Raw genomic sequence first — 18,412 nt, forward strand, 5'->3', positions numbered from 1 at the left:
TTTATTGATTCAAAAAACGACGTGGTCGCTTACAGAAAAGAATCGGGTCGCTTTTGGAATGCTATTGCGTAGATCATTCCCTAATAAAGCTAATTACCAAGCGCACCTGTGTTTGGCGCGGTTGGCCGGGGACGACACGCGAGAGAGCGTTTGCGACATGCCATTAAGGCAAGGGAGAGGCGTTACTAAAAACGGAAAGCATTGAGCCGCGTCATAAAGGCTGAAAAACCCGAACTCCCTCCATACCGCTGAATCCAATGTGTAGGCCAATGGAGGTGAGTGAAATGAACAATGATGACCGTGTTAATGACGACAAATCAGAAACGACCTCGAACGTCCCGCCTGCCGATACGTCTGGCAAACCCGTCGATGTGATCGAAGGAGAGCTTGAGGACAGCGACAGTGACGCCGAAGGTATAAATGAAACTCATGCCCAGGAGCTGGAGGCTGAAGAGCTCAGGCGAAAAATAGCGGAGATAGAACGCAAGGTGGCGGACGGTAATTAGCGAAGGGCCGAGGCCTTCGGATCGCCTGTCGACGATGAAACTTGCTCAAGTCACAGAGGAAGCGAACGGTCTTGAATGACTCGTTTCATCACCAGAGTGGAAGTCAGGCGCTGAACGTTAGGCAACGTGGAAAGGCGCTCATCGTAAAGCTGCTGGAACGCTGGCAGATCTCGGGTGACGACATGGAGAAGGTAATCAGGCTCTCCAAAAAGCCTTTGAGCCTCCACTATCTGGGGGATCGCCTGAAGCGCAACCTCGAATGCTTCAACCGCCCGGCGATCGCCCTCGCGAAGCGTCGCAAACACCATTGCCGAAAAGTTAAGGCCGAGCGCGGCGGGAGCGAACTGTGCGCGATAACCCAGAATCACGCCTGATTCCTCCAGGGCACGCACCCGACGATGGCATGGGGACAGGCTAAGACCGACCCGCTCTGCCAGCTCAGTCACCGACAGGCGCCCGTCCGCCTGAAGCTCGGCAAGAATTTTCAGATCAATCCTGTCCATATAGAAGAATCTCCCTCAACGCGATATCCAGACTGGAATAATAGAGAAAATATTCTAGCCGGTTTCAATTATTCTTTCCGTGAACTTTATGGCTGGTCGTCCGCACTTTTCGAAACAAGTCGGACCGACTCTCAATGTCTGCGAGATAGAAACATGCAAGTACCCGTTGAAATAAGAAGGTGGCGAATATGACCCCTAGTGTTCTCGCCGCATTCTGGGCTGTGTCGTTTTTGTTTGTGATTACACCGGGGGCGGATTGGGCGTACGCGATCTCGGCGGGCTTGTTTGGGCGTGTCGTGATGCCCGCCGTGGCCGGGCTGTTGATCGGGCATTTAGTCGCAACGTTGGTCGTGGCGGCCGGTGTCGGCGGACTTGTTGCGAGCAACCCCGTTGCCCTTTCGGTGCTCACCGTGGGTGGGGCTGGGTATCTGCTATGGCTGGGCATCAACATGCTTGTGCATCCCTCGGTTCCTCGCGCGGGACAGGCCCAGGAATCCGCCTCCTGGACGCGCTGGACCTTTAAAGGGCTTTGCGTGAGCGGCCTCAACCCCAAGGTATTCCTGCTGTTCCTGGCGTTGCTGCCTCAATTCACCGACCCGAAAGCCTCTTGGCCGGTGCCGATGCAAATTATCGCGTTAGGCCTGCTCCACGCGTTCAGTTGCGGCGTGATTTATCTGCTGGTGGGGTTCGGCTCTCGAATCGTGTTGCAGGCACGCCCCGTTGCGGCTCAAGTGGTCAGTCGGCTTTCGGGGGCGATCATGATCATTATCGCGGTGCTGTTGCTGATCGAGCAGATCTTGCACTGAGCGTTTATTCATCTCGGAGGAAAAGATAATGAGTGACACGTTCTCGCCTTACGGCAACAACGAAGTGTCGAATGTGAAATCACGCATCCGGATTCCTCATCTGCAACAGATGAAAGTGCAAGGCCAGAAGTGGGCGATGCTGACGGCCTACGACATGTACACGGCCACGATTTTCGAAGAAGCCGGCATTCCTGTTCTGCTGGTGGGCGACTCGGCATCCAACAATGTCTACGGTCATGAATCCACGCTTCCCGTCACGGTTGACGAGCTGATTCCACTGGTACGGGCCGTCACCCGATCAACCCGCAGACCATTGGTGATTGCCGACCTTCCCTTCGGCTCCTACCAGGCCTCTGCCGAGCAATGTTTTCACACCGCCGTGCGTTTCATGAAGGAAGGTGGCGCCCATGCGGTGAAAATCGAGGGGGACGTTGAGATGCTGCCGCAAGTCGAGAAGCTCACCCGCTCGGGGATTCCGGTAATGGCTCACATCGGCTTTACCCCGCAAGCTGAACATCAACTCGGTGGCTATCGTGTTCAAGGACGAGGTGACGGCGCGCAGCGACTGATCGAAAGTGCCCGCGCCTTCGAGGCCGCCGGCGCCTTCGCGCTGCTCATTGAAATGGTGCCTGCTGAAGTCGCTGCACGCATCACTGCCGCCGTGTCCATTCCTACCGTCGGCATTGGCGCCGGCAACGGTTGCGACGCTCAAGTACTGGTTTGGCAGGACATGGCGGGGCTGCGTACCGGGCCTCTGCCCAGGTTTGTCAAACAATACGCCGACATGCGGGGCGTGCTGCTCGGGGCCGCGCGCGACTTCGCCGGCGATGTGCAAGCGGGCGACTTTCCAGGGGACGAGCATTCCTTCTAGTCGACAGTACAAGGGACTTCAATGAAAAGCTTCAGACAGCGTGCAGCCGAAGGGCTTCAGACCGGTGACAGCTTCACCCTCTCCCGCTGCTTCACGCAGGAAGATATCCAGCGCTTCGCGCAGATCTCCCGCGACTACAATCCGGTGCATCTTGATGCTCGTTTCGCCGAAACCCGACGCTTTAAAGCGCCGGTTTCTCATGGCCTGCTGACGGCCAGCCTGATGACTGAAATCGGCGGCCAGATTGGCTGGCTGGCCTCAGCGATGACATTCCACTTCAAACGCCCCGTTTATCCAGGGGATACCGTCACTTGCCATTGGCTCATCAAGGACATGGATGAAAAAGGTCGTGCCACGGCGGTTATCACGATGACCAACGAGGACGCCATTACCGTGCTGGAAGGAGAAACCAGCGGCGTTTTGCCTGGCCCGCAGGAGCGGGAAATCATGAGGCAGATGCTGGCCGAGGGTGATCCCACAAATGGGGTGGCGCGTTCTGATGGATGATTGCCATGGGTTGAGAGCAGCCCTTACTAAACCGGGGGGGGGGCGGGCAGTTACTGCCTCTCGCCACGGGTAGTAACCGGCCAAGAGCAGTCGTTCATTTATAGACCGCATCAAAACAGTGGTAAGGGCTCCAGCAAAGCAACTACTGCGGAACGCTTACCATCCATGCTTAAAATTTGAGCTTTCTATAGGTAGCATTTTTTCTTTTGGCCATTTTCCAACGTTCCTTCAACCGAGCTCTCAACTAAATTATAAATACAAGTCATTTCTGACTTGTCTTTTGTTGTTAATCGAAATTTCACTGGACTACCACTTAGCAAATCAGACGAAAAATCTTTACTTTTTACAGGCACGCATTGAAGCTTCTGACTTATTACTTTTATTATCAAATCAGATTTTTTTTGTTTCTCGGCATTTTCCGCTGCCGCTTTTTCCCTTTTTATTTGTGCATTGTAATCTGCGAAGGAAATACTGTTTCTCCTCCACTCCGGCTTAAAAAGCCCTACCCTATTGTCTACGAGCAACAGTTCTTCTGTATTATCGACTTTCGCACTGATAGATACGATTTTCCAATGAAAAATATCGTCCTCACTGACAAAGTCGCCGGTTGCACTTGAACCCATAACATTCAAGTGGTAATCAACACCATTTTTCACCAGTTTTGCCCGAATATGCGCATCAAGCCTCTGATGTATTCCTTTGATAACTCTCAGAACATTGTTATCTTGATCGTCACATGCTTCTTTGAATGTACGCAAGCTATCTTTTGAAGCATTCCCACTCAACTCTTCATTAGTATAAGACTTGCTTTTTACAATGTTAATCGCTTCATTTATGATTCGCGTGTGCTCCGTCTCTGACATTTTCGTGTCTTTATTAGGTCCCTGAGGGGAAAAACCTGTCCAGCCCTGAACAGCGGGCGTTGCAGGTACCGCAGGAGCCCCTGGCGAGTTTTGTGTAGCTGGTTTAGCAGGTTTGGCCGGTATGGCAAGTGCGGCACTTTCATAGGTCACGGTAATCAAATTTGCCTCCAATGGCGAGCGCGGATAGCGTCCGTATCAAGTCTATGGTTGATTTTTTTTACGGAACCTCATGGCACGATAAAACTTTCGTTTTTAGTCATCCTATGCTCTCCCAAATCGCCGTTAAGAGCATATCGAGAATAGACGTCACTCAGTACAAACGTCGAAAACCACCTAAATAAAGTGCCTCAACCACCAGTGAATGCTGAGCAGAGGCCGGCACATCTCACCCAAGAGCTCAACCTTTACCGTTTTGAGTTAACGGAGAATTTTCTGGGGCAGCCGATCCTTGAACGTTGGGAAAGAGAGTCGCCTGACGGGTCAGAGCCCCTCGTGACAGGCAGAAATCGACCCAGAACTGTCATTCGCGGACGGCGGATATTGGCACCGATGAACGGCAGTCTATGGACTAGAGGCAGGATTAATAAACCAAGCATACTCCGCCAGCAGTGCCGCAACCAAACCGACTCCTCCTTGAATACGCACCCACCGAGCAGCTGTTTTACTACTAAGAGATTCGTTTGTAATGCTAAACATGTTTCTCATAGACCACATCCAGATACGACTTTGCTTTACATAGTTGAGCACCCGCTCTGGTGCAAACGCCATTGCGGTTGATATAAATACACACCATAAGAGTATCAGCTGTAGAATTATCCAGAGCATATGCGACTTCCGTTACGCCCCAACATTTTGTTAGCTGAGCGGGGTTATTTTCAATGTCTGAATAACATCCTTTGGGTTTTTCTTGTAGCATTTAATCATGTGGTCGCAATAGTCGCCGACAGCGCGAATGGTTAAATTGCCAGAGCTTATTACTTTGTATGTTTCTCTATCACATACATCGAGAATATCGCCTTCAACTTTATCATATTCATTCGGATTAAATAGACCGGGAGGGTGGGTAGCTTTCAAGTCACTCCCAAATACCGCCTCTTTGTTAAGAGAATCCACGGGAACATTGAAGATGTACGCAATTCTCTGCAAGGCAAATTCACGGACAATTTCATCTGTTTCGCTCATGATACATTCTCATACCATCATTTCTCACAACCGTATTTACCTGAGGAAGTGGTATCCCAGGCAGCCTTTCCTATCACACCCAATTATAGACACCTTCTGCGAACTCCTACTGTTGGACTGGCCATAAGGGTCTAGGTGTATTCGTGGAGAGCGCTCTGAGGAGGTTGGCCCATACCGAGGAGATAACGGCACCAGTCAATTGACCGCTAGGCCGACTGTAGCCCTTCGCTACGGGCAGCAATCGACCCAAAGTGTGTAAAAACGCTTCGCCAAAATTGAAGTGTGCGCGTCTACGTTAAATCTGAAACTTATCGGCACGTCAGCAGATGTGGATTTCGCGTAGAAGTGCGATTTTCAGTCCGGTTTTGAGTACCTGTCGCGCTGAAAAACGGTCGCCTGCACTGCTAAAATCCACGTACCCATCCCAACTCTGGAGAACCAAGATGATCAGCAAGAACACGATTTGTCTCTGGTACGACGGCACCGCGCTGGACGCTGCGACGTTCTACGCCGAGACGTTCCCGGACAGCGCCGTGGGCGCTGTCCTTCGCGCGCCTGGCGACTATCCGGCGGGCAAACAGGGCGATGTCTTGACGGTGGAGTTCACGGTGATGGGGATCCCTTGTCTCGGGCTGAACGGCGGGCCGGGGGTCAAGCACAACGAGGCTTTCTCGTTCCAGGTGGCGACCGACGACCAGGCCGAAACCGACCGCTTGTGGAACGCGATCGTCGGAAATGGCGGCCAGGAAAATGTATGCGGTTGGTGCCAGGACAAGTGGGGGCTGTCGTGGCAGATCACTCCACGTGTCCTGACCGCCGCGATAGCCAATCCTGATCGAGCGGCGGCCAAGCGCGCGTTCGACGCCATGATGGGGATGGGCAAGATCGACATCGCAGCGATCGAAGCGGCTCTGGAGGGTTAACCAGCGCCCGCGGATGCGAGGGCATACCGACGCGCTGGTCCAGACTACGCCTGCGGTTGGTGACTGGTCACACAGTGGATTCCGCCACCACCGGCGGCGATCGCGTCGATGTTGAGCTGTACCACCTCACGGTCCGGGTAGAGCTCAGACAACAGATCAAAGGCTCTGGTATCTGCTGCCTTGTCACCAAACTCGGGCGCAATGATTGCCCCGTTGATGACGAAGTAGTTGATGTAGCCGGCGGCAAAGTCCGGGTTGTTGCGGCTGAACTTGCTCTTGCGTGGATTGAGCGGTGGCGACACGGTATGCACCTGCAGTTTGCGGCCGTCGGCATCCGTGGCCTGTTTGAGAATCTCCAGGTGGGTCAGTGTCACTTTCCGGTCGTAGGACTCAGGGTCGTTGTCGAGGTTGGCGATCACCACGCCTGGCTTGACGAAGCGGGCGTAGAAGTCGACGTGGGCGTCGGTGATGTCCTTGCCTTTGATGCCCGGCAGCCAGATGATTTTGCGCAAGCCCAGGCGGGCTTTCAGCTCTTGCTCGACCTCGGCCTTGCTCCAGTCGGGATTGCGGTTGCTGTTGATCCAGCTGCTTTCGGTCATGATCGCCGTGCCATGACCATCGACTTCAATACCACCGCCCTCGCCCACCAACTCGCTGCGGATGTGATCGGCATCCACGGTGTCGGCAACCAGAGCGGCCACCTGCGCATCCTTACTGTACTGCTGCTTGTTGCCCCAGCCATTGAAGTTGAAATCCACGGCGCCGAGCTCGCCGGCCCCATCGATGACAAAATTGGCCCCGATATCACGCATCCAGACATCGTCGAGTTCGGTGGTGACGTAAGTGATGTTAGTCGTGCCGCAATGTTCTTCGGCCAGTCTCCGCTCGCTATTGCGACAGAACACGGTCACCGGCTCATAGTGGGCAATGGTGCGAGCAATCAGGCCAATGGCCTCTTGCACATCGGGGGTGAAATCCTCCCAGATGGCCTCCTGTGCGCCAAACGCAACGAAGGCTCGCCGGTGTTTGTCGCCCTCATCCGGCATGCGCCAGACACCTTGTGTGGCCGCTCGTGCGTTCAAGGGCGTCAGGCCAAGTCCGATGGACACTGCAGCGCCCAAACCGGCCACTACCGATAGGTGTTTGATGAACTCTCGACGAGTCGACATGATGATTCCTGAGTGTTTGTCTGAAGTCATTTCGTGGTGGCTGTCTTGAACTTGGTCCAGGTTCGCATGCGCGCCCGCATGTCGGGCTGGGGAATGTCCTTGCCAGGAATCAGCCGCTCGTAAGTGGCCTCGTCGAGGTAAATATCCGGGTTGTTGCGCATGGTTGCATCGACGCTCGGACGTGCCTTGGCATTGGAGGTGGGATAACCGGTGAAGTTACTGATCGCGGCCATGTTTTGCGGGCGCATGACGAAGTTGATGAATGCATAGGCGTACTCCGGATGTCTGGCGTCGACGGGAATCGCCATGGTATCCATCCACACCGTGGTGCCCTCACGGGGAATCCGGTACTGGAACGTGGTCTTCTTACCGGCGGTGTCCGCCGTCCGTTGCGCCTGCGTCATATCCCCGCTGTAACCGAGCGACAGGCACAGGTTGCCGTTCACCAGATCGGTCACCGGCTGCGACTGGAACTTGCGTATGTACGGCCGTAGTTTGAGCAATAGTTCACTCGCCGCAGCCAGGTCTTCAGGCTTTGCACTGCGTGGCTCACGACCGAGGTAATTGAGCGCCACCGCCAGCACTTCGTCCGGCGAATCGATCATCGAAATACCGCAGTCGGCAAACCTGGCGGCCAGCTCGGGTTTGAACAGCATGTCCAGGCTGTTGACCGGGGCATCGGGCATGCGTTGTTTGATCTGCTCGGCATTGTAGGTCAGGCCGATGGTGCCCCAAGTGTAAGGGACAGTGGCCTGGTTCGAATGCACATAATGCGTGCGCAGTTTCTGCAAACCGGGTTCGATGTCATCCAGGGCCGTGAGTTTTGACCGGTCCAGCGGCAGCAGGCTGCCAGCGCGCATCAAGCGCTCGGCCACGGTGTCGCCCGGGAAGATCAGGTCGTAACCACTGCCGCCCGCCAGCATCTTGGCTTCCAGCGTCTCACTGCCATCCATGACGTCGTAGATCACGTTGATCCCGGTTTCGGCGGTGAATCGGGTCAGGGTGTCCTCGGCGAAATAGTCGGCCCAGTTGTACAGCCTGAGGGTTTTCTCCTGCGCGTGCAGCGACGGCAAGGCACCGCCAAGCGCCAATCCCAGCGCGCCGATCAACAGCTTGTTGGACATGCGCATATCAAACCCCTTGAGTGTTCCAGCGTGCATTGAGGTGACGACCATCCTGGCTTAACAGCGCCCCGTACATCTCCGGACGACGGTCGCGGTAAATGCCCCAGCTCAGGCGCTCTTCACGCATGGCGGTCAAATCCAGGCTGTGAACCAGCACGCCGGTACTGTCTCGGTCGGCCTCGGCGAGCAGCTTGCCCTTGTGGTTGCAGATAAAGGACGAGCCGTAGAAGTTCATCTGCAGGGTCGGATCGGTGGTCGCCACCTCTGGGCCGACGCGATTGGCCGCCACGACCGGAAGGATGTTGGCAGCAGCATGGCCGCGCATGGTCATTTGCCAGTGGTCACGTGAGTCCAGCGCTGCGCAGCCAGGTTCAGAGCCAATGGCGGTGGGAAACAGCAAGACTTCGGCCCCCATCAACGCCAGGCAACGCGCGGTCTCGGGGAACCACTGATCCCAGCAGATCCCTACACCGATGCGCCCAAAAGCCGTGTCCCAGACACGGAAGCCCGTATCGCCGGGGCTGAAGTACTCCTTCTCCTGATAACCGATGGCGTTGGGAATATGGGTTTTGCGATACACACCCAGCAGGCGCCCATCGGCATCGGCCACGCTCAACGAGTTGAAGTAGGCATTGCCTGCCTTCTCGAACCAGCTCAGCGGCAGCACCACCCCCAGCTCTTTGGCCAAAGCGGCAAAGCGCTTGAGTACAGGGCTGTCTCGATATTCTTCGGCCAGCGCCAGGTGTTTATGGCTTTGCTCGATGCAGAAATACGGTGTGGCAAACAGCTCCTGCAACAGGATGACCTGGGCGCCCTTGGCAGCCGCCTCACGCACCAACCGCTCAGCCTGATCGAGGTTGTGTTGCAAGTCCCAGGTGCAGGGCATCTGGGTGGTGGCAATCGTCAACAGGGTCATGGCATCAACCCTCCAATGGCCAGGCGGGTTGTTGCTGGGTGATGCAATGCACCCCGCCGCCGCCATGCGCCAGATGATTGATCCGCACCGGTACCACTTCGTGCTCGGGGAAGGCTTGAGCCAACACTTTCGCAGCCGCATGGTCAGCATCGATGCCATAGGCCGGCATGATGATGGCGTTGTTGGCGATGTAGAAGTTGGTGTAGGAGGCACAGAACACTTCAGCGTCGGTGTCCACGGCATCGCTCGCTTCATACAACTCGATCAGCTCGAATTTTCGGCCTTGGGCATCTGTTGCCAGCTCCAAAACGCGACGGTTTTCCCGTACCACCTCGGCATACACCGAGTGCTTGTCGTGAGTGGCGTCCACCAGCAACACGCCAGGACGCGCGAATGCGCACACGCCATCGACGTGGCCGTCAGTCATGTCGCCGGTTACATGGTCCGGATCGCCCGGTAGCCAGATGGTTTTCTTCACACCCAGCAAGCGGGTGAAGATTTCTTCCATCTCGGCCTTGTTCATGCCCGGGTTGCGATTGGGATTGAGCAGCACCGACTCGGTAGTGATCAGCGTGCCTTCGCCGTCGACATGGATGGCGCCGCCTTCGTTACTCAGCGGTGTACCAAAACACTGCACGCCCAGGTGATTGAGTGCGCGGCGCGCCAGGCTTTCGTCCAGATCATGCGCCGACTTGCCGCCCCACGCATTGAAGCGCCAGCTCACACCGGCCAGGCCTTGTTGCGGGTGGCAAACGAAGCTTGGGCCGGAGTCCCGGCACCAGCTGTCATTCACCGCCAGCTCGATCAGTTCGATGTTGGGTCCGCACAGCGCTTGGGCACTGGAGACTGCAGAGGGGTCGACGACCATCTTCACCGGTTCGAAACGGGCGATGGCGTTGGCCACGCGGGCGAAGTCCTCTTGGACCAGCGCCAGCGTAACGCCCCAACCCGATTCCCAGAGCGCCTGGTTATGTGGCCAAACCATCCAGGTCGCGGTGTGCCTGACCCACTCTGCCGGCATCACCCAACCACTGTTTCGAATTTCATTCTGCTGCATGACAAGTACCTTTAAGTTAAGCCATTGTGTTCAATGAAAATTGCACTGGCGGTCTTGGCATGCATGCTACGGCTGTAAAAAAGGGCAAACAAACGATGGATTTTGCGGAAAACTGATTAGGAGAACTTATCGATATGCTCAAGCACTGGCCACCGCTCGGCACCCTCCGCGGCTTTGAAGCCGCTGCCCGGCTGGGCAGTTTCCACAAGGCTGCCGACGAGTTGCACCTTACCCAGTCCGCCATCAGTCAGCAGATTCGCAGCCTTGAGGCGTACCTTGAACAGCCCTTGTTCTTTCGCAGTGGACGCAGCGTCAGCCTGACCGATGCGGGTCACGACTTGCTCAGCACCACCCAGACGCTGCTGCAACAACTGGCCGTCGGCATACGCCGGCTTGGGCAGTATCAGAAACCCAACCAACTGGTGCTCAACACCACCCCGGCGTTCGCCCGTCATTGGCTGCTGCCGCGCCTGGGGGATTTTCGCCGTCAGCATCCGGAAGTCGATCTGTGGATTTTCAGTACCGATGAAGTCCCGGACATGACCAGCCAGACCATCGACCTCGCCGTGCGTGACGACATCAGTTCCCAAGCCGAGTGCAGCTTCAAGGTGCTGCACGCAGACCGCCTCTACCCGGCTTGTCACCCGAACCTGTTGGCGCTGCCACGGGAACAACGCACCACGCTTCATGGCGAGCGGGAAATGGACTGGAGTCACTGGGCGGTGGAAGCCGGCATCGATGTAGGCCAGCAAGATCAGGGGCTGAACTTCTCCGACCCCGGCCTGCTGCTGGATGCCGCGTGCTCAGGGCTCGGTATCGCCTTGGTCAGCCAATTACTGAGTCAGCAGGCGCGCGCCAACGGCTTGTTGCAGCCCTTGGTGGAGCAAACCATTCGCGGCCCGAACTGGGCCTTGCTGACCCATCGAGACAGTGAGAGCAATGCACGAAGCTTCAGCGAGTGGTTGCTCGGTAACCTGGAAGCAACAAGCCCGACAACGTAACGATTCTGGTCCAAATATTTCGTCCGCTCATGAGCGATTGCAATTGGGCCAAAACCGGTCAATATCGCTCCTTTCGTCTACCCTCACAAAGCGCCAGGCAGCGATAAGCGTGTGCCAGGCGCCTCGACATTCTTTCGTTAATACACCGGAGATTTTCCATGCTCAAGCGTACCCTGGCATTGGCCGTCAGCTTGATCCTGCCTTTTTGCACCCTGTTGGCTCAGGCCGCCGATACGCTGAAAGTCAGCGCGATTCCCGATGAAGCCCCGACCGAACTGCTGCGAAAGTTCAAGCCGCTTGGCGCCTATCTGGAACAACAGTTGGGCATGAAAGTCGAGTTCGTGCCCGTGAGCGACTACCCGGCCGTGGTCGAGGCGCTGGCCACCGACCGAATCGACCTGGCCTGGCTGGGCGGCTTCACGTTCGTGCAGGCACGCCTGAAAACCGGCAATGCCATTCCGCTGGTACAGCGCGAACAGGACGCCCAATTCACCAGCAAATTCATCACCGCCGACCCTGCCGTCAAGTCCCTCACCGATCTCAAGGGCAAGACCTTTGCCTTCGGCTCGGTGTCCTCCACATCGGGCAGTCTTATGCCGCGCTACTTTATGCTCAAGGACGGCATCAAGCCTGAAACCTACTTCAGCCGCGTCGGCTACTCCGGCGCCCATGACGCCACTGTCGCCTGGGTCCAGGCCGGCAAAGTGGACGCCGGGGTACTGAACGCCAGCGTGTGGGAAAAACTGGTCGCCGCCGGCAAGGTCGATACCGCCAAGGTCAAAGTGTTTGCGACCACCCCGGCTTACTTCGACTACAACTGGACGGTGCGTGGGACTCTTGACCCAGCGCTGGCGGCCAAGATTAAAGCAGCCTTCCTGACCCTCGATCCGGCGAAGCCTGCGGACAAGGAGATTCTGGATTTGCAGGCCGCCAGCCGATTCATCGAAACCAAGCCCGAGAACTACAAGGGCATCGAGGAAGCCGCACGCGCCGCCGACCTGCTCAAATGACATTGCATCTGACCCAGGTCAGCCTTACCCACGCCAACGGCGTCCAGGCGCTGCGTCGCGTGGACCTGCACATCGGTGCAAGCGAACAGGTCGCCATCATCGGCCCGTCTGGCGCAGGTAAGTCGAGCCTGCTCAACTTGCTGGCCACCGCCCTGCGACCGGGCAACGGCGAGTTGCAGGTGCTCGGCGAGCAAGCCTGGCAGCTTTCTGCCCGTCAGCGTCAGCGTCTGCGCGCACGCATCGGCCTGATCCATCAAGTGCCCCCACTGCCACCGCGCCAGCGCGTGGTCACTGCGGTTCTGGCCGGAAAGCTGGGTCAGTGGGGTCTGGGCAAGAGCCTGCTGAACCTGCTGCATCCACTGGATATTCCGGGCGCACGCACGGCATTGGCCAAGCTGGACCTGAGTGACAAGTTGTTCGCGCAATGCCAGCAATTGTCCGGTGGACAGCTGCAACGCGTGGGCATTGCCCGCGTGTTGTACCAAGCGCCCGAGGTGTTGCTGGCCGATGAGCCGGTTTCGGCCATGGACCCCGTGTTGGCCCAGCACACGCTTTCGGTGCTCTGCAGCCATGCCCGGCAGCACAACGTCACCCTGGTCGCCAGCCTGCATGCGGTGGAACTGGCCCTGGCGCACTTTTCGCGCATCATCGGCTTGCGTGATGGACAGATCCTGTTCGACCTTCAGGCCAGCGAAGTCGACCGTGAGTTGCTCGACAAGCTCTACGCCAACGAACAACTGCTATCCCCACCGATTTTTGCTCCGGCGCCCTTGAGTGTGCAGATTCCCCGATGCTGACCCGTGATACCCGAGATCCGGCCACCCGGCCCCGCCTGCTGCTCACCTTACTGGCCCTCGTCTTGCTGTGGCCAGGGATCCACTTCAGCGAATTGGACCTCAGCGTACTGGTGGCGAGTGACAGTCAGAGCGAGATGGGCCGGTTTGTGTCCGCCTTCTGGCCACCGGCCCATGGCGAAGAGTTCATTGAGCTGTTGTTGCAAGCCACCCTGCAGACCCTGGCCATCGCCACGGCCGGCATGGCCCTGGCGTTGCTGTTAGCAGTCCCCGCCAGCCTGTTGGCCAGCCGTGCTCTGTCGCTGTCTGCTGCCTCCCGTGCCGGCCACCCGAGTTATTGGGGCCAACTGCTGCGTTGGCCGATACGCGGTTTACTGATCTTCCTGCGTAGCGTGCCGGAAATCGTCTGGGCCCTGCTGTTCGTGCGCGCCGTCGGCCTCGGCCCGACTGCCGGGGTGCTGGCCATTGCCATTACCTACAGCGGCATGTTGGGTAAGGTTTACGCGGAAATTTTCGAGTCGGTAGACCAGCGCCCGGCTCACGCGCTACTGCAATCGGGCAGCGGTCGGCTCGCAGCCTTCTGCTACGGGATCCTGCCCAATGTCGCTGCGGAGCTGCTGTCGTACACGGTGTACCGCTGGGAATGCGCCATCCGCGCCTCGGTGGTGATGGGCTTCGTTGGTGCCGGCGGTCTGGGCCAGCAAATAGATCTGTCGTTGCGCATGTTCGCCGGCGGCGAAGTGGCCAGTTTGTTACTGACGTTCCTCGTATTGGTACTGCTCGCCGATCAACTCAGCCGCCTGTTGCGCTGGAGGCTGGCATGAATCGCCTGATCAACCTGGCACTGCTGCTCTGCATCGGGGCAGCGGTGGTCGCCTCGTTCATCTACCTGGGCATCGACCTCGGCGAGCTGGGCGGCACCGGCAACCTGAAGCAGATGGGCGCTTATGCGCAGCGTTTTCTCAGCCCGGACCTGAGCCCCGGGCATCTGCAAGCCATCGCCCACGGTGCGTTGGAAACCATTGCCATGTCGGCCCTTGGCACCCTGCTCGCGGCGGTGTTCGGTCTGCTATTGGCATTGCCTGCGGCCGGACGCTTCGGCTGGCCATTGCAGAGCGCATCGCGCCTGGTGCTCAACGCCTTGCGCGCCGTTCCGGAACTGGTGTGGGCCGCGCTGATGGTCCTTGCCGCCGGTCTCGGCCCCAATGCCGGTACCCTGGCATTGGCCCTGCACACCACCGGGGTACTCGGCCGGCTGTTCGCCGAAGCACTGGAAAACACCCCACCGGAACCCGCCGAAGCCATCCGCTTGCAGGGCGGCAACGCTGTATGGGCTTTCTGTTACGGCACCCTGCCCAACCTGTTGCCCCAGCTACTGGCCTACATCCTGTACCGCTGGGAAAACAATATCCGCATGGCCAGCGTGCTCGGCTTCGTCGGCGCCGGTGGTTTGGGGCAGATGCTCTATGTCAGCCTCAGCCTGTTCCAGGAAGCTCAAGCCAGCACGGTTATTCTGGCCATGCTGTTACTGGTACTCGCCGTCGATACATTGAGCAACTGGAGCCGTCAACGGTGGGTCAAGGCTTGACTGCTTCAGATGCATCTGCAAGGCGCCCGGCAATCGTTCAGTGGGTCTTCGAAGCTATGCAAACCCGAGGAACGACAGAATAACCACGACGATCACAACGACCCCAACGATGTAGATGATGTTGTTCATGAAGGCCACCTCTCAACCTGGACAGGACTGCAACACGAGGGTGCTACAAATACAAAGTACTGCACCTTTGCGCGCAATTCCATTCGGAACATGCATGGGGTCTGCTCTCGCCGAAACCTTGGTTTGACGCCGGGGCAAAGGGCGACGGATTCGTTTTCCCTGAACGTCCGCCCGGGGGGATTTCGGCCAGTCACGCCAGCCTGGGCCAAAGGCGGCCTCCCAAAGCCAAGGGATGCACTCAGTTTCCTCGACCACCTATTGATCGCGGCCTGTCATCGGCTAGTGGTGCTGGGGTGTTGGGCGTGAAATATAGGCCTATGATTTATAGGGACTTTTAAAAAAAGTCGGAATCGGTAGCGCAGAGTTATCTAGGGACTTCTATTATTTCGTTATCGCCGAATCCGGTCTAATCACTGTTATACGTTAGCGACAAAGCCAGGAGAGTAACATGTCGATAAAAAAAAGAACGGCCTTACTCTTGCTGGCTTTTTGCTTTTTCGGAGTTACAAGTTGTGCCAACATAAGAAACTATTCAGAAATCTCAAGCGAAAGAGACAAGAGCATTGTTCCTGATATCGATTATTATGACCTTGCATACAATGTAGATGTTATTGTGCTTCCCGCAGAAACAAAAAACAAAGAAAACGTAACTATTGACAATAGTTTTTCAGGTGAACTACAGATTTCAAACTGGGGAACTGCTATCAAGAATGCAACCCAGAAAGAAATTCATAACAGTGATCGCTTTATCGAATTTGGACATTACAGTGGGCGCATTGAAATAAGCGCAGAAGTCTCTTCAGTGTCTATAAGCAACGCCTGGGGCGGCGTCCGATCGAAGTGCAATGTTGTTTACACATATAAAGATTTAGTGGCAGGAAAAACACTCGCCAAGCGTGATAGCGCCATTGAAGTAATGACACTCTCCCCTAGCCTGCCAAAATCAAGTAATAGTTTCGTTTATAGCTTTGATCAACTCACCTATGCCATTGCTCGCGAGGCGATTATTGGTCTCATTCGGTTACCGCCTATTGCCGACATCCAGCTAACACAGAAGCAAGTTAAATTTTATAACTCGAACATCAAAAGAAAACCCAACAAAATCATTAGCTACGTTCCAATTGACAACCTTATTCGCAAGAACAAAACGGAACTGAACCCTGCTTTTTCAACGACTAAGAAAGTCAAAAAAAGCAGAAATAAATTGGCAAATAAAAACAAATCAAAAGTTACAGCAGAGATCGTCTCTGCTCCCGCGGCCCCGAAATCTGACACAGTTAGTGATACACCCACCGCAAACACCGTTAAATCGAGTGAAAACCCTGTCAGTCAGAACTCAAGCCAGGCTACGACTGAAACTAAAAATGACGATAGAAGTTTAGGAGGCATTGCTGGTTCATCGGAGCGCTTGAAGGATGCCACCGTTAAAAACGACGAGCCCAGTTATGACGGCAGTGGATATACAGCCGCACCGGGACTCAACCAACCTCAAATCGAGGTGTCGGAAGAGCAAGAAAGAGCAATGGACGAATGGTTGAAAGAGGAAAAAGCAAGGTTACAGAGAGCGACTGGCAATGCCGCTTCACGTACCGGGTACACAACCATACCGCGACTCTATCAACCTCAAAACAAGGTATCGGCAGAACAAGAAAAAGCAATGGATGAATGAAAGAACAATAAAGAAAACTCCGCAACCAACGCCAAAGAGTGCGGATCGGAAAATCGGAGTCACTGGTCAAGTCGCCGCAGAACTCAGAAGTTATGCGACGGCATTTTCAAATCCGCCGCACCCGTATCAAAGCGCAAAGCCCATCGTAAAAAATACCTCCCTCATCTTAAACGCTGCGCCCTCCCTAAATTCATAAGTTCATTAGTCATCATCAGCCATATGAGCATGCGAGGGGGGAGTATTGCCGCCTACCTCACGTAAACTCCCGAGACGGCGCCCCATTGATATGTATGGTTTGAGTAAGGCAGTAGCCACGATTTCTGACTGCGCGAAAGAGATACCTACCTCCAGCGCTTTTCTTGAACTTTACTTGCAGTCTACTCAAACTCATCTCCAGGCCACGATAGAGACCAGGCTCTCTCCCAATACTACTAATCAGCTCTGCCCTACTGATTACGCGCTCCTCCTTGAGGAGCATATTCTTTACAATTACGCTCTCAATATTTGTCAAGTGTATTTGATGGGTACCGTCAAACAGGATTCGATTATTTATATCGAGCTTCCAGCATTGAGGGCATTTAAGTGATATCTTTGCAAAGTTTGTCATGGTTTTTGATTGCACAATCGATGAATATAACAAAAAACAAATCGCAAAAACTATTACTTATTTTTGTCTTCAGCAATGTGATTTAGGAACGCATTTTTAACGTAAATTTTATTAGGGTTTCGCGTCCGTGAGCGCCAACAGCCAAATAGCTGGGCTTGCTGCGCAAGCTTGAGGAGGAGTTTATAGACTTGGCGTGCGCCAGCCTTTCATTTGGCGACAGCGTTTTTTCATTTCATGACAACCCATAACCTTTAATCTGACATTGCACTCAGTTTTTGCGTGGTGGTCATGCCCCTCTCCAGACCTTGAAAATGTCCGCACTAGACTCACTCACCCCGCAGCCCTGCCATACTGTTCAACATGACTCGTGCAACCTTCCGCTTCTACGAGGAGCTCAACGATTTCCTGCCGGCCGATCGGCGGCGGCAGTCCTTTACCTGCGAGTGCGCGCGAGGGGCGACGGTCAAGCACATGATCGAGGCGCTCGGAATACCGCACACCGAGGTCGAGCTAGTGCTGCTCAACGGCGAGTCGGTGGGCTTCGAGCGGGTGATCTTCGACGGTGACCGGCTGGCGGTGTATCCCAAGTTCGAAGCGCTGGACATCAGCCCTCTGCTAAAAGTTCGTGTGCAACCTTTACGGGTACTGCGCTTCGTCGCTGATGCGCACCTTGGCGGGCTGGCCAACCTGCTGCGCATGAGCGGCTTCGACACCCTCTACGACAATGGCTTCCAGGATGGCGAGATCGCCGAGATCGCAGCGCAGCAAGGACGCATCGTGCTTACCCGCGACCGCGAATTGCTCAAGCGGCGGATCATCAGCCACGGCTGTTACGTGCATGCCCTGAAACCGTCGCTGCAACTGCGCGAATTGTACGAGCGCCTCGACCTGGCGCGTTGCGCGCGGCCATTCAGCCTGTGCCTTCATTGCAACCTGCCGCTGCACGAGATCAGCCCGGAACTGGCCCGGCCGCAGGTGCCGCCACGCGTGGGCGCCCTCTATTCGCACTTCCTGCGCTGCGACGCCTGCCAACGGGTTTACTGGGAGGGTTCGCACTGGCGCAGCATGTGTGCATTGTTGGCACCTCTGCTGGACCGATAGCCAAGCGCATCGGGCCGGCCTACCCCGCCCACTACCGCAAAAGTATTCGCGGCAGTGGGTACTGACTGACAGGCAGAACTGCATCA

At 55.9% G+C, this 18,412-nt stretch carries 19 protein-coding genes; 12 read left to right on the forward strand and 7 right to left on the reverse strand.

All coding sequences use genetic code 11. The features are described 5' to 3' along the window. Positions 1–284: 284 nt before the first annotated feature. On the forward strand, positions 285–506 hold the full coding sequence (locus PMI18_RS25520) for a hypothetical protein (protein WP_007895943.1): 222 nt from the start codon (positions 285–287) through the stop codon (positions 504–506). A 50-nt stretch (positions 507–556) separates the two neighbouring features. Here the strand turns inward: PMI18_RS25520 and PMI18_RS25515 are convergent, their stop codons facing one another. Continuing rightward, on the reverse strand, positions 557–1,009 hold the full coding sequence (locus PMI18_RS25515) for an Lrp/AsnC family transcriptional regulator (RefSeq protein ID WP_007895945.1): 453 nt from the start codon (positions 1,007–1,009) through the stop codon (positions 557–559). A 188-nt stretch (positions 1,010–1,197) separates the two neighbouring features. On the opposite strand from PMI18_RS25515, the gene PMI18_RS25510 reads away from it, so the two are divergent. From PMI18_RS25510 to PMI18_RS25500, 3 genes are read left to right on the forward strand one after another with little or no spacing between them, the layout of a single operon-like run. Then, on the forward strand, positions 1,198–1,815 hold the full coding sequence (locus PMI18_RS25510; protein WP_007895947.1) for a LysE family translocator: 618 nt from the start codon (positions 1,198–1,200) through the stop codon (positions 1,813–1,815). A 28-nt stretch (positions 1,816–1,843) separates the two neighbouring features. Further along, positions 1,844–2,686 carry a 3-methyl-2-oxobutanoate hydroxymethyltransferase gene (panB, locus tag PMI18_RS25505; protein ID WP_007895948.1) on the forward strand — a complete coding sequence of 281 codons (843 nt, stop codon included), beginning with the start codon at positions 1,844–1,846 and terminating at the stop codon, positions 2,684–2,686. Between the two features lie 21 nt (positions 2,687–2,707). Continuing rightward, entirely contained in the window at positions 2,708–3,193 is a 486-nt protein-coding gene (locus PMI18_RS25500) for a MaoC family dehydratase (protein WP_007895949.1), read from the forward strand. A 185-nt stretch (positions 3,194–3,378) separates the two neighbouring features. Here the strand turns inward: PMI18_RS25500 and PMI18_RS25495 are convergent, their stop codons facing one another. Further along, positions 3,379–4,206, reverse strand: coding sequence for a hypothetical protein (locus tag PMI18_RS25495; protein WP_238542582.1), 828 nt, complete (start codon positions 4,204–4,206; stop codon positions 3,379–3,381). Positions 4,207–4,911: 705 nt separating this feature from the next. Continuing rightward, complete coding sequence (locus PMI18_RS25490; protein ID WP_007895951.1) at positions 4,912–5,238, reverse strand: hypothetical protein; 327 nt, start codon at positions 5,236–5,238, stop codon at positions 4,912–4,914. Between the two features lie 443 nt (positions 5,239–5,681). Here PMI18_RS25490 and PMI18_RS25485 point away from each other — a divergent pair, with 443 nt between their 5' ends. Beyond that, positions 5,682–6,161 carry a VOC family protein gene (locus tag PMI18_RS25485; RefSeq protein ID WP_007895952.1) on the forward strand — a complete coding sequence of 160 codons (480 nt, stop codon included), beginning with the start codon at positions 5,682–5,684 and terminating at the stop codon, positions 6,159–6,161. A 44-nt stretch (positions 6,162–6,205) separates the two neighbouring features. On the opposite strand, the gene PMI18_RS25480 is transcribed toward PMI18_RS25485, so the two are convergent. From PMI18_RS25480 to PMI18_RS25465, 4 genes are read right to left on the reverse strand one after another with little or no spacing between them, the layout of a single operon-like run. Next, positions 6,206–7,330, reverse strand: coding sequence for an agmatine deiminase family protein (locus PMI18_RS25480; protein WP_007895953.1), 1,125 nt, complete (start codon positions 7,328–7,330; stop codon positions 6,206–6,208). Between the two features lie 26 nt (positions 7,331–7,356). Next, positions 7,357–8,460, reverse strand: a complete 1,104-nt coding sequence (locus tag PMI18_RS25475) for an extracellular solute-binding protein (protein ID WP_007895954.1) — start codon at positions 8,458–8,460, stop codon at positions 7,357–7,359. A 1-nt stretch (position 8,461) separates the two neighbouring features. Next, on the reverse strand, positions 8,462–9,370 hold the full coding sequence (gene aguB / locus PMI18_RS25470) for an N-carbamoylputrescine amidase (protein WP_007895956.1): 909 nt from the start codon (positions 9,368–9,370) through the stop codon (positions 8,462–8,464). A gap of 4 nt (positions 9,371–9,374) precedes the next feature. Then, positions 9,375–10,427: an agmatine deiminase family protein gene (locus PMI18_RS25465; protein ID WP_007895957.1), complete on the reverse strand. Its 1,053-nt coding sequence runs from the start codon at positions 10,425–10,427 to the stop codon at positions 9,375–9,377. A 134-nt stretch (positions 10,428–10,561) separates the two neighbouring features. Here PMI18_RS25465 and PMI18_RS25460 point away from each other — a divergent pair, with 134 nt between their 5' ends. The 7 genes from PMI18_RS25460 to PMI18_RS25430 all read left to right on the forward strand — a co-directional run bounded on the left by PMI18_RS25460 (position 10,562) and on the right by PMI18_RS25430 (position 18,326). After that, positions 10,562–11,428 (forward strand): LysR substrate-binding domain-containing protein, encoded by an 867-nt coding sequence (locus PMI18_RS25460; protein ID WP_007895958.1) that lies wholly within the window; start codon positions 10,562–10,564, stop codon positions 11,426–11,428. 158 nt (positions 11,429–11,586) lie between these two features. After that, positions 11,587–12,438, forward strand: coding sequence for a putative selenate ABC transporter substrate-binding protein (locus PMI18_RS25455; RefSeq protein ID WP_007895959.1), 852 nt, complete (start codon positions 11,587–11,589; stop codon positions 12,436–12,438). Further along, positions 12,435–13,235, forward strand: a complete 801-nt coding sequence (locus PMI18_RS25450) for a phosphonate ABC transporter ATP-binding protein (RefSeq protein ID WP_007895960.1) — start codon at positions 12,435–12,437, stop codon at positions 13,233–13,235. Before PMI18_RS25455 ends, PMI18_RS25450 begins: the two co-directional genes overlap by 4 nt. Further along, the gene (locus PMI18_RS25445) at positions 13,229–14,056 is read left to right on the forward strand and encodes a PhnE/PtxC family ABC transporter permease (protein ID WP_007895961.1); all 828 of its coding nucleotides are present in this window, start codon (positions 13,229–13,231) and stop codon (positions 14,054–14,056) included. The genes PMI18_RS25450 and PMI18_RS25445 overlap by 7 nt, the downstream gene beginning before the upstream one ends. Beyond that, positions 14,053–14,820: a phosphonate ABC transporter, permease protein PhnE gene (gene phnE / locus PMI18_RS25440; RefSeq protein ID WP_007895962.1), complete on the forward strand. Its 768-nt coding sequence runs from the start codon at positions 14,053–14,055 to the stop codon at positions 14,818–14,820. The genes PMI18_RS25445 and phnE overlap by 4 nt, the downstream gene beginning before the upstream one ends. Before the next feature lie 577 nt (positions 14,821–15,397). Further along, positions 15,398–16,618, forward strand: coding sequence for a hypothetical protein (locus PMI18_RS25435; RefSeq protein ID WP_007895963.1), 1,221 nt, complete (start codon positions 15,398–15,400; stop codon positions 16,616–16,618). Positions 16,619–17,585: 967 nt separating this feature from the next. Next, the gene (locus PMI18_RS25430) at positions 17,586–18,326 is read left to right on the forward strand and encodes a Mut7-C RNAse domain-containing protein (RefSeq protein WP_007895964.1); all 741 of its coding nucleotides are present in this window, start codon (positions 17,586–17,588) and stop codon (positions 18,324–18,326) included. Positions 18,327–18,412 lie beyond the last annotated feature (86 nt).

Origin of the sequence: Pseudomonas sp. GM102 (assembly GCF_000282555.1) — a bacterium.
GTDB lineage: Bacteria > Pseudomonadota > Gammaproteobacteria > Pseudomonadales > Pseudomonadaceae > Aquipseudomonas.

Bases quoted from the DNA above. Each gene is read 5' to 3' on its own strand.
- PMI18_RS25510 (WP_007895947.1), top strand. From the start codon at position 1,198: ATGACCCCTAGTGTTCTCGCCGCATTCTGGGCTGTGTCGTTTTTGTTT.
- PMI18_RS25485 (WP_007895952.1), top strand. From the start codon at position 5,682: ATGATCAGCAAGAACACGATTTGTCTCTGGTACGACGGCACCGCGCTG.
- PMI18_RS25465 (WP_007895957.1), bottom strand. From the start codon at position 10,427: ATGCAGCAGAATGAAATTCGAAACAGTGGTTGGGTGATGCCGGCAGAG.
- PMI18_RS25435 (WP_007895963.1), top strand. From the start codon at position 15,398: ATGTCGATAAAAAAAAGAACGGCCTTACTCTTGCTGGCTTTTTGCTTT.
- PMI18_RS25490 (WP_007895951.1), bottom strand. From the start codon at position 5,238: ATGAGCGAAACAGATGAAATTGTCCGTGAATTTGCCTTGCAGAGAATT.
- PMI18_RS25515 (WP_007895945.1), bottom strand. From the start codon at position 1,009: ATGGACAGGATTGATCTGAAAATTCTTGCCGAGCTTCAGGCGGACGGG.
- PMI18_RS25455 (WP_007895959.1), top strand. From the start codon at position 11,587: ATGCTCAAGCGTACCCTGGCATTGGCCGTCAGCTTGATCCTGCCTTTT.
- PMI18_RS25475 (WP_007895954.1), bottom strand. From the start codon at position 8,460: ATGCGCATGTCCAACAAGCTGTTGATCGGCGCGCTGGGATTGGCGCTT.
- PMI18_RS25430 (WP_007895964.1), top strand. From the start codon at position 17,586: ATGACTCGTGCAACCTTCCGCTTCTACGAGGAGCTCAACGATTTCCTG.
- PMI18_RS25460 (WP_007895958.1), top strand. From the start codon at position 10,562: ATGCTCAAGCACTGGCCACCGCTCGGCACCCTCCGCGGCTTTGAAGCC.
- phnE (WP_007895962.1), top strand. From the start codon at position 14,053: ATGAATCGCCTGATCAACCTGGCACTGCTGCTCTGCATCGGGGCAGCG.
- PMI18_RS25445 (WP_007895961.1), top strand. From the start codon at position 13,229: ATGCTGACCCGTGATACCCGAGATCCGGCCACCCGGCCCCGCCTGCTG.
- PMI18_RS25500 (WP_007895949.1), top strand. From the start codon at position 2,708: ATGAAAAGCTTCAGACAGCGTGCAGCCGAAGGGCTTCAGACCGGTGAC.
- PMI18_RS25450 (WP_007895960.1), top strand. From the start codon at position 12,435: ATGACATTGCATCTGACCCAGGTCAGCCTTACCCACGCCAACGGCGTC.
- PMI18_RS25480 (WP_007895953.1), bottom strand. From the start codon at position 7,330: ATGTCGACTCGTCGAGAGTTCATCAAACACCTATCGGTAGTGGCCGGT.
- aguB (WP_007895956.1), bottom strand. From the start codon at position 9,370: ATGACCCTGTTGACGATTGCCACCACCCAGATGCCCTGCACCTGGGAC.
- panB (WP_007895948.1), top strand. From the start codon at position 1,844: ATGAGTGACACGTTCTCGCCTTACGGCAACAACGAAGTGTCGAATGTG.
- PMI18_RS25520 (WP_007895943.1), top strand. From the start codon at position 285: ATGAACAATGATGACCGTGTTAATGACGACAAATCAGAAACGACCTCG.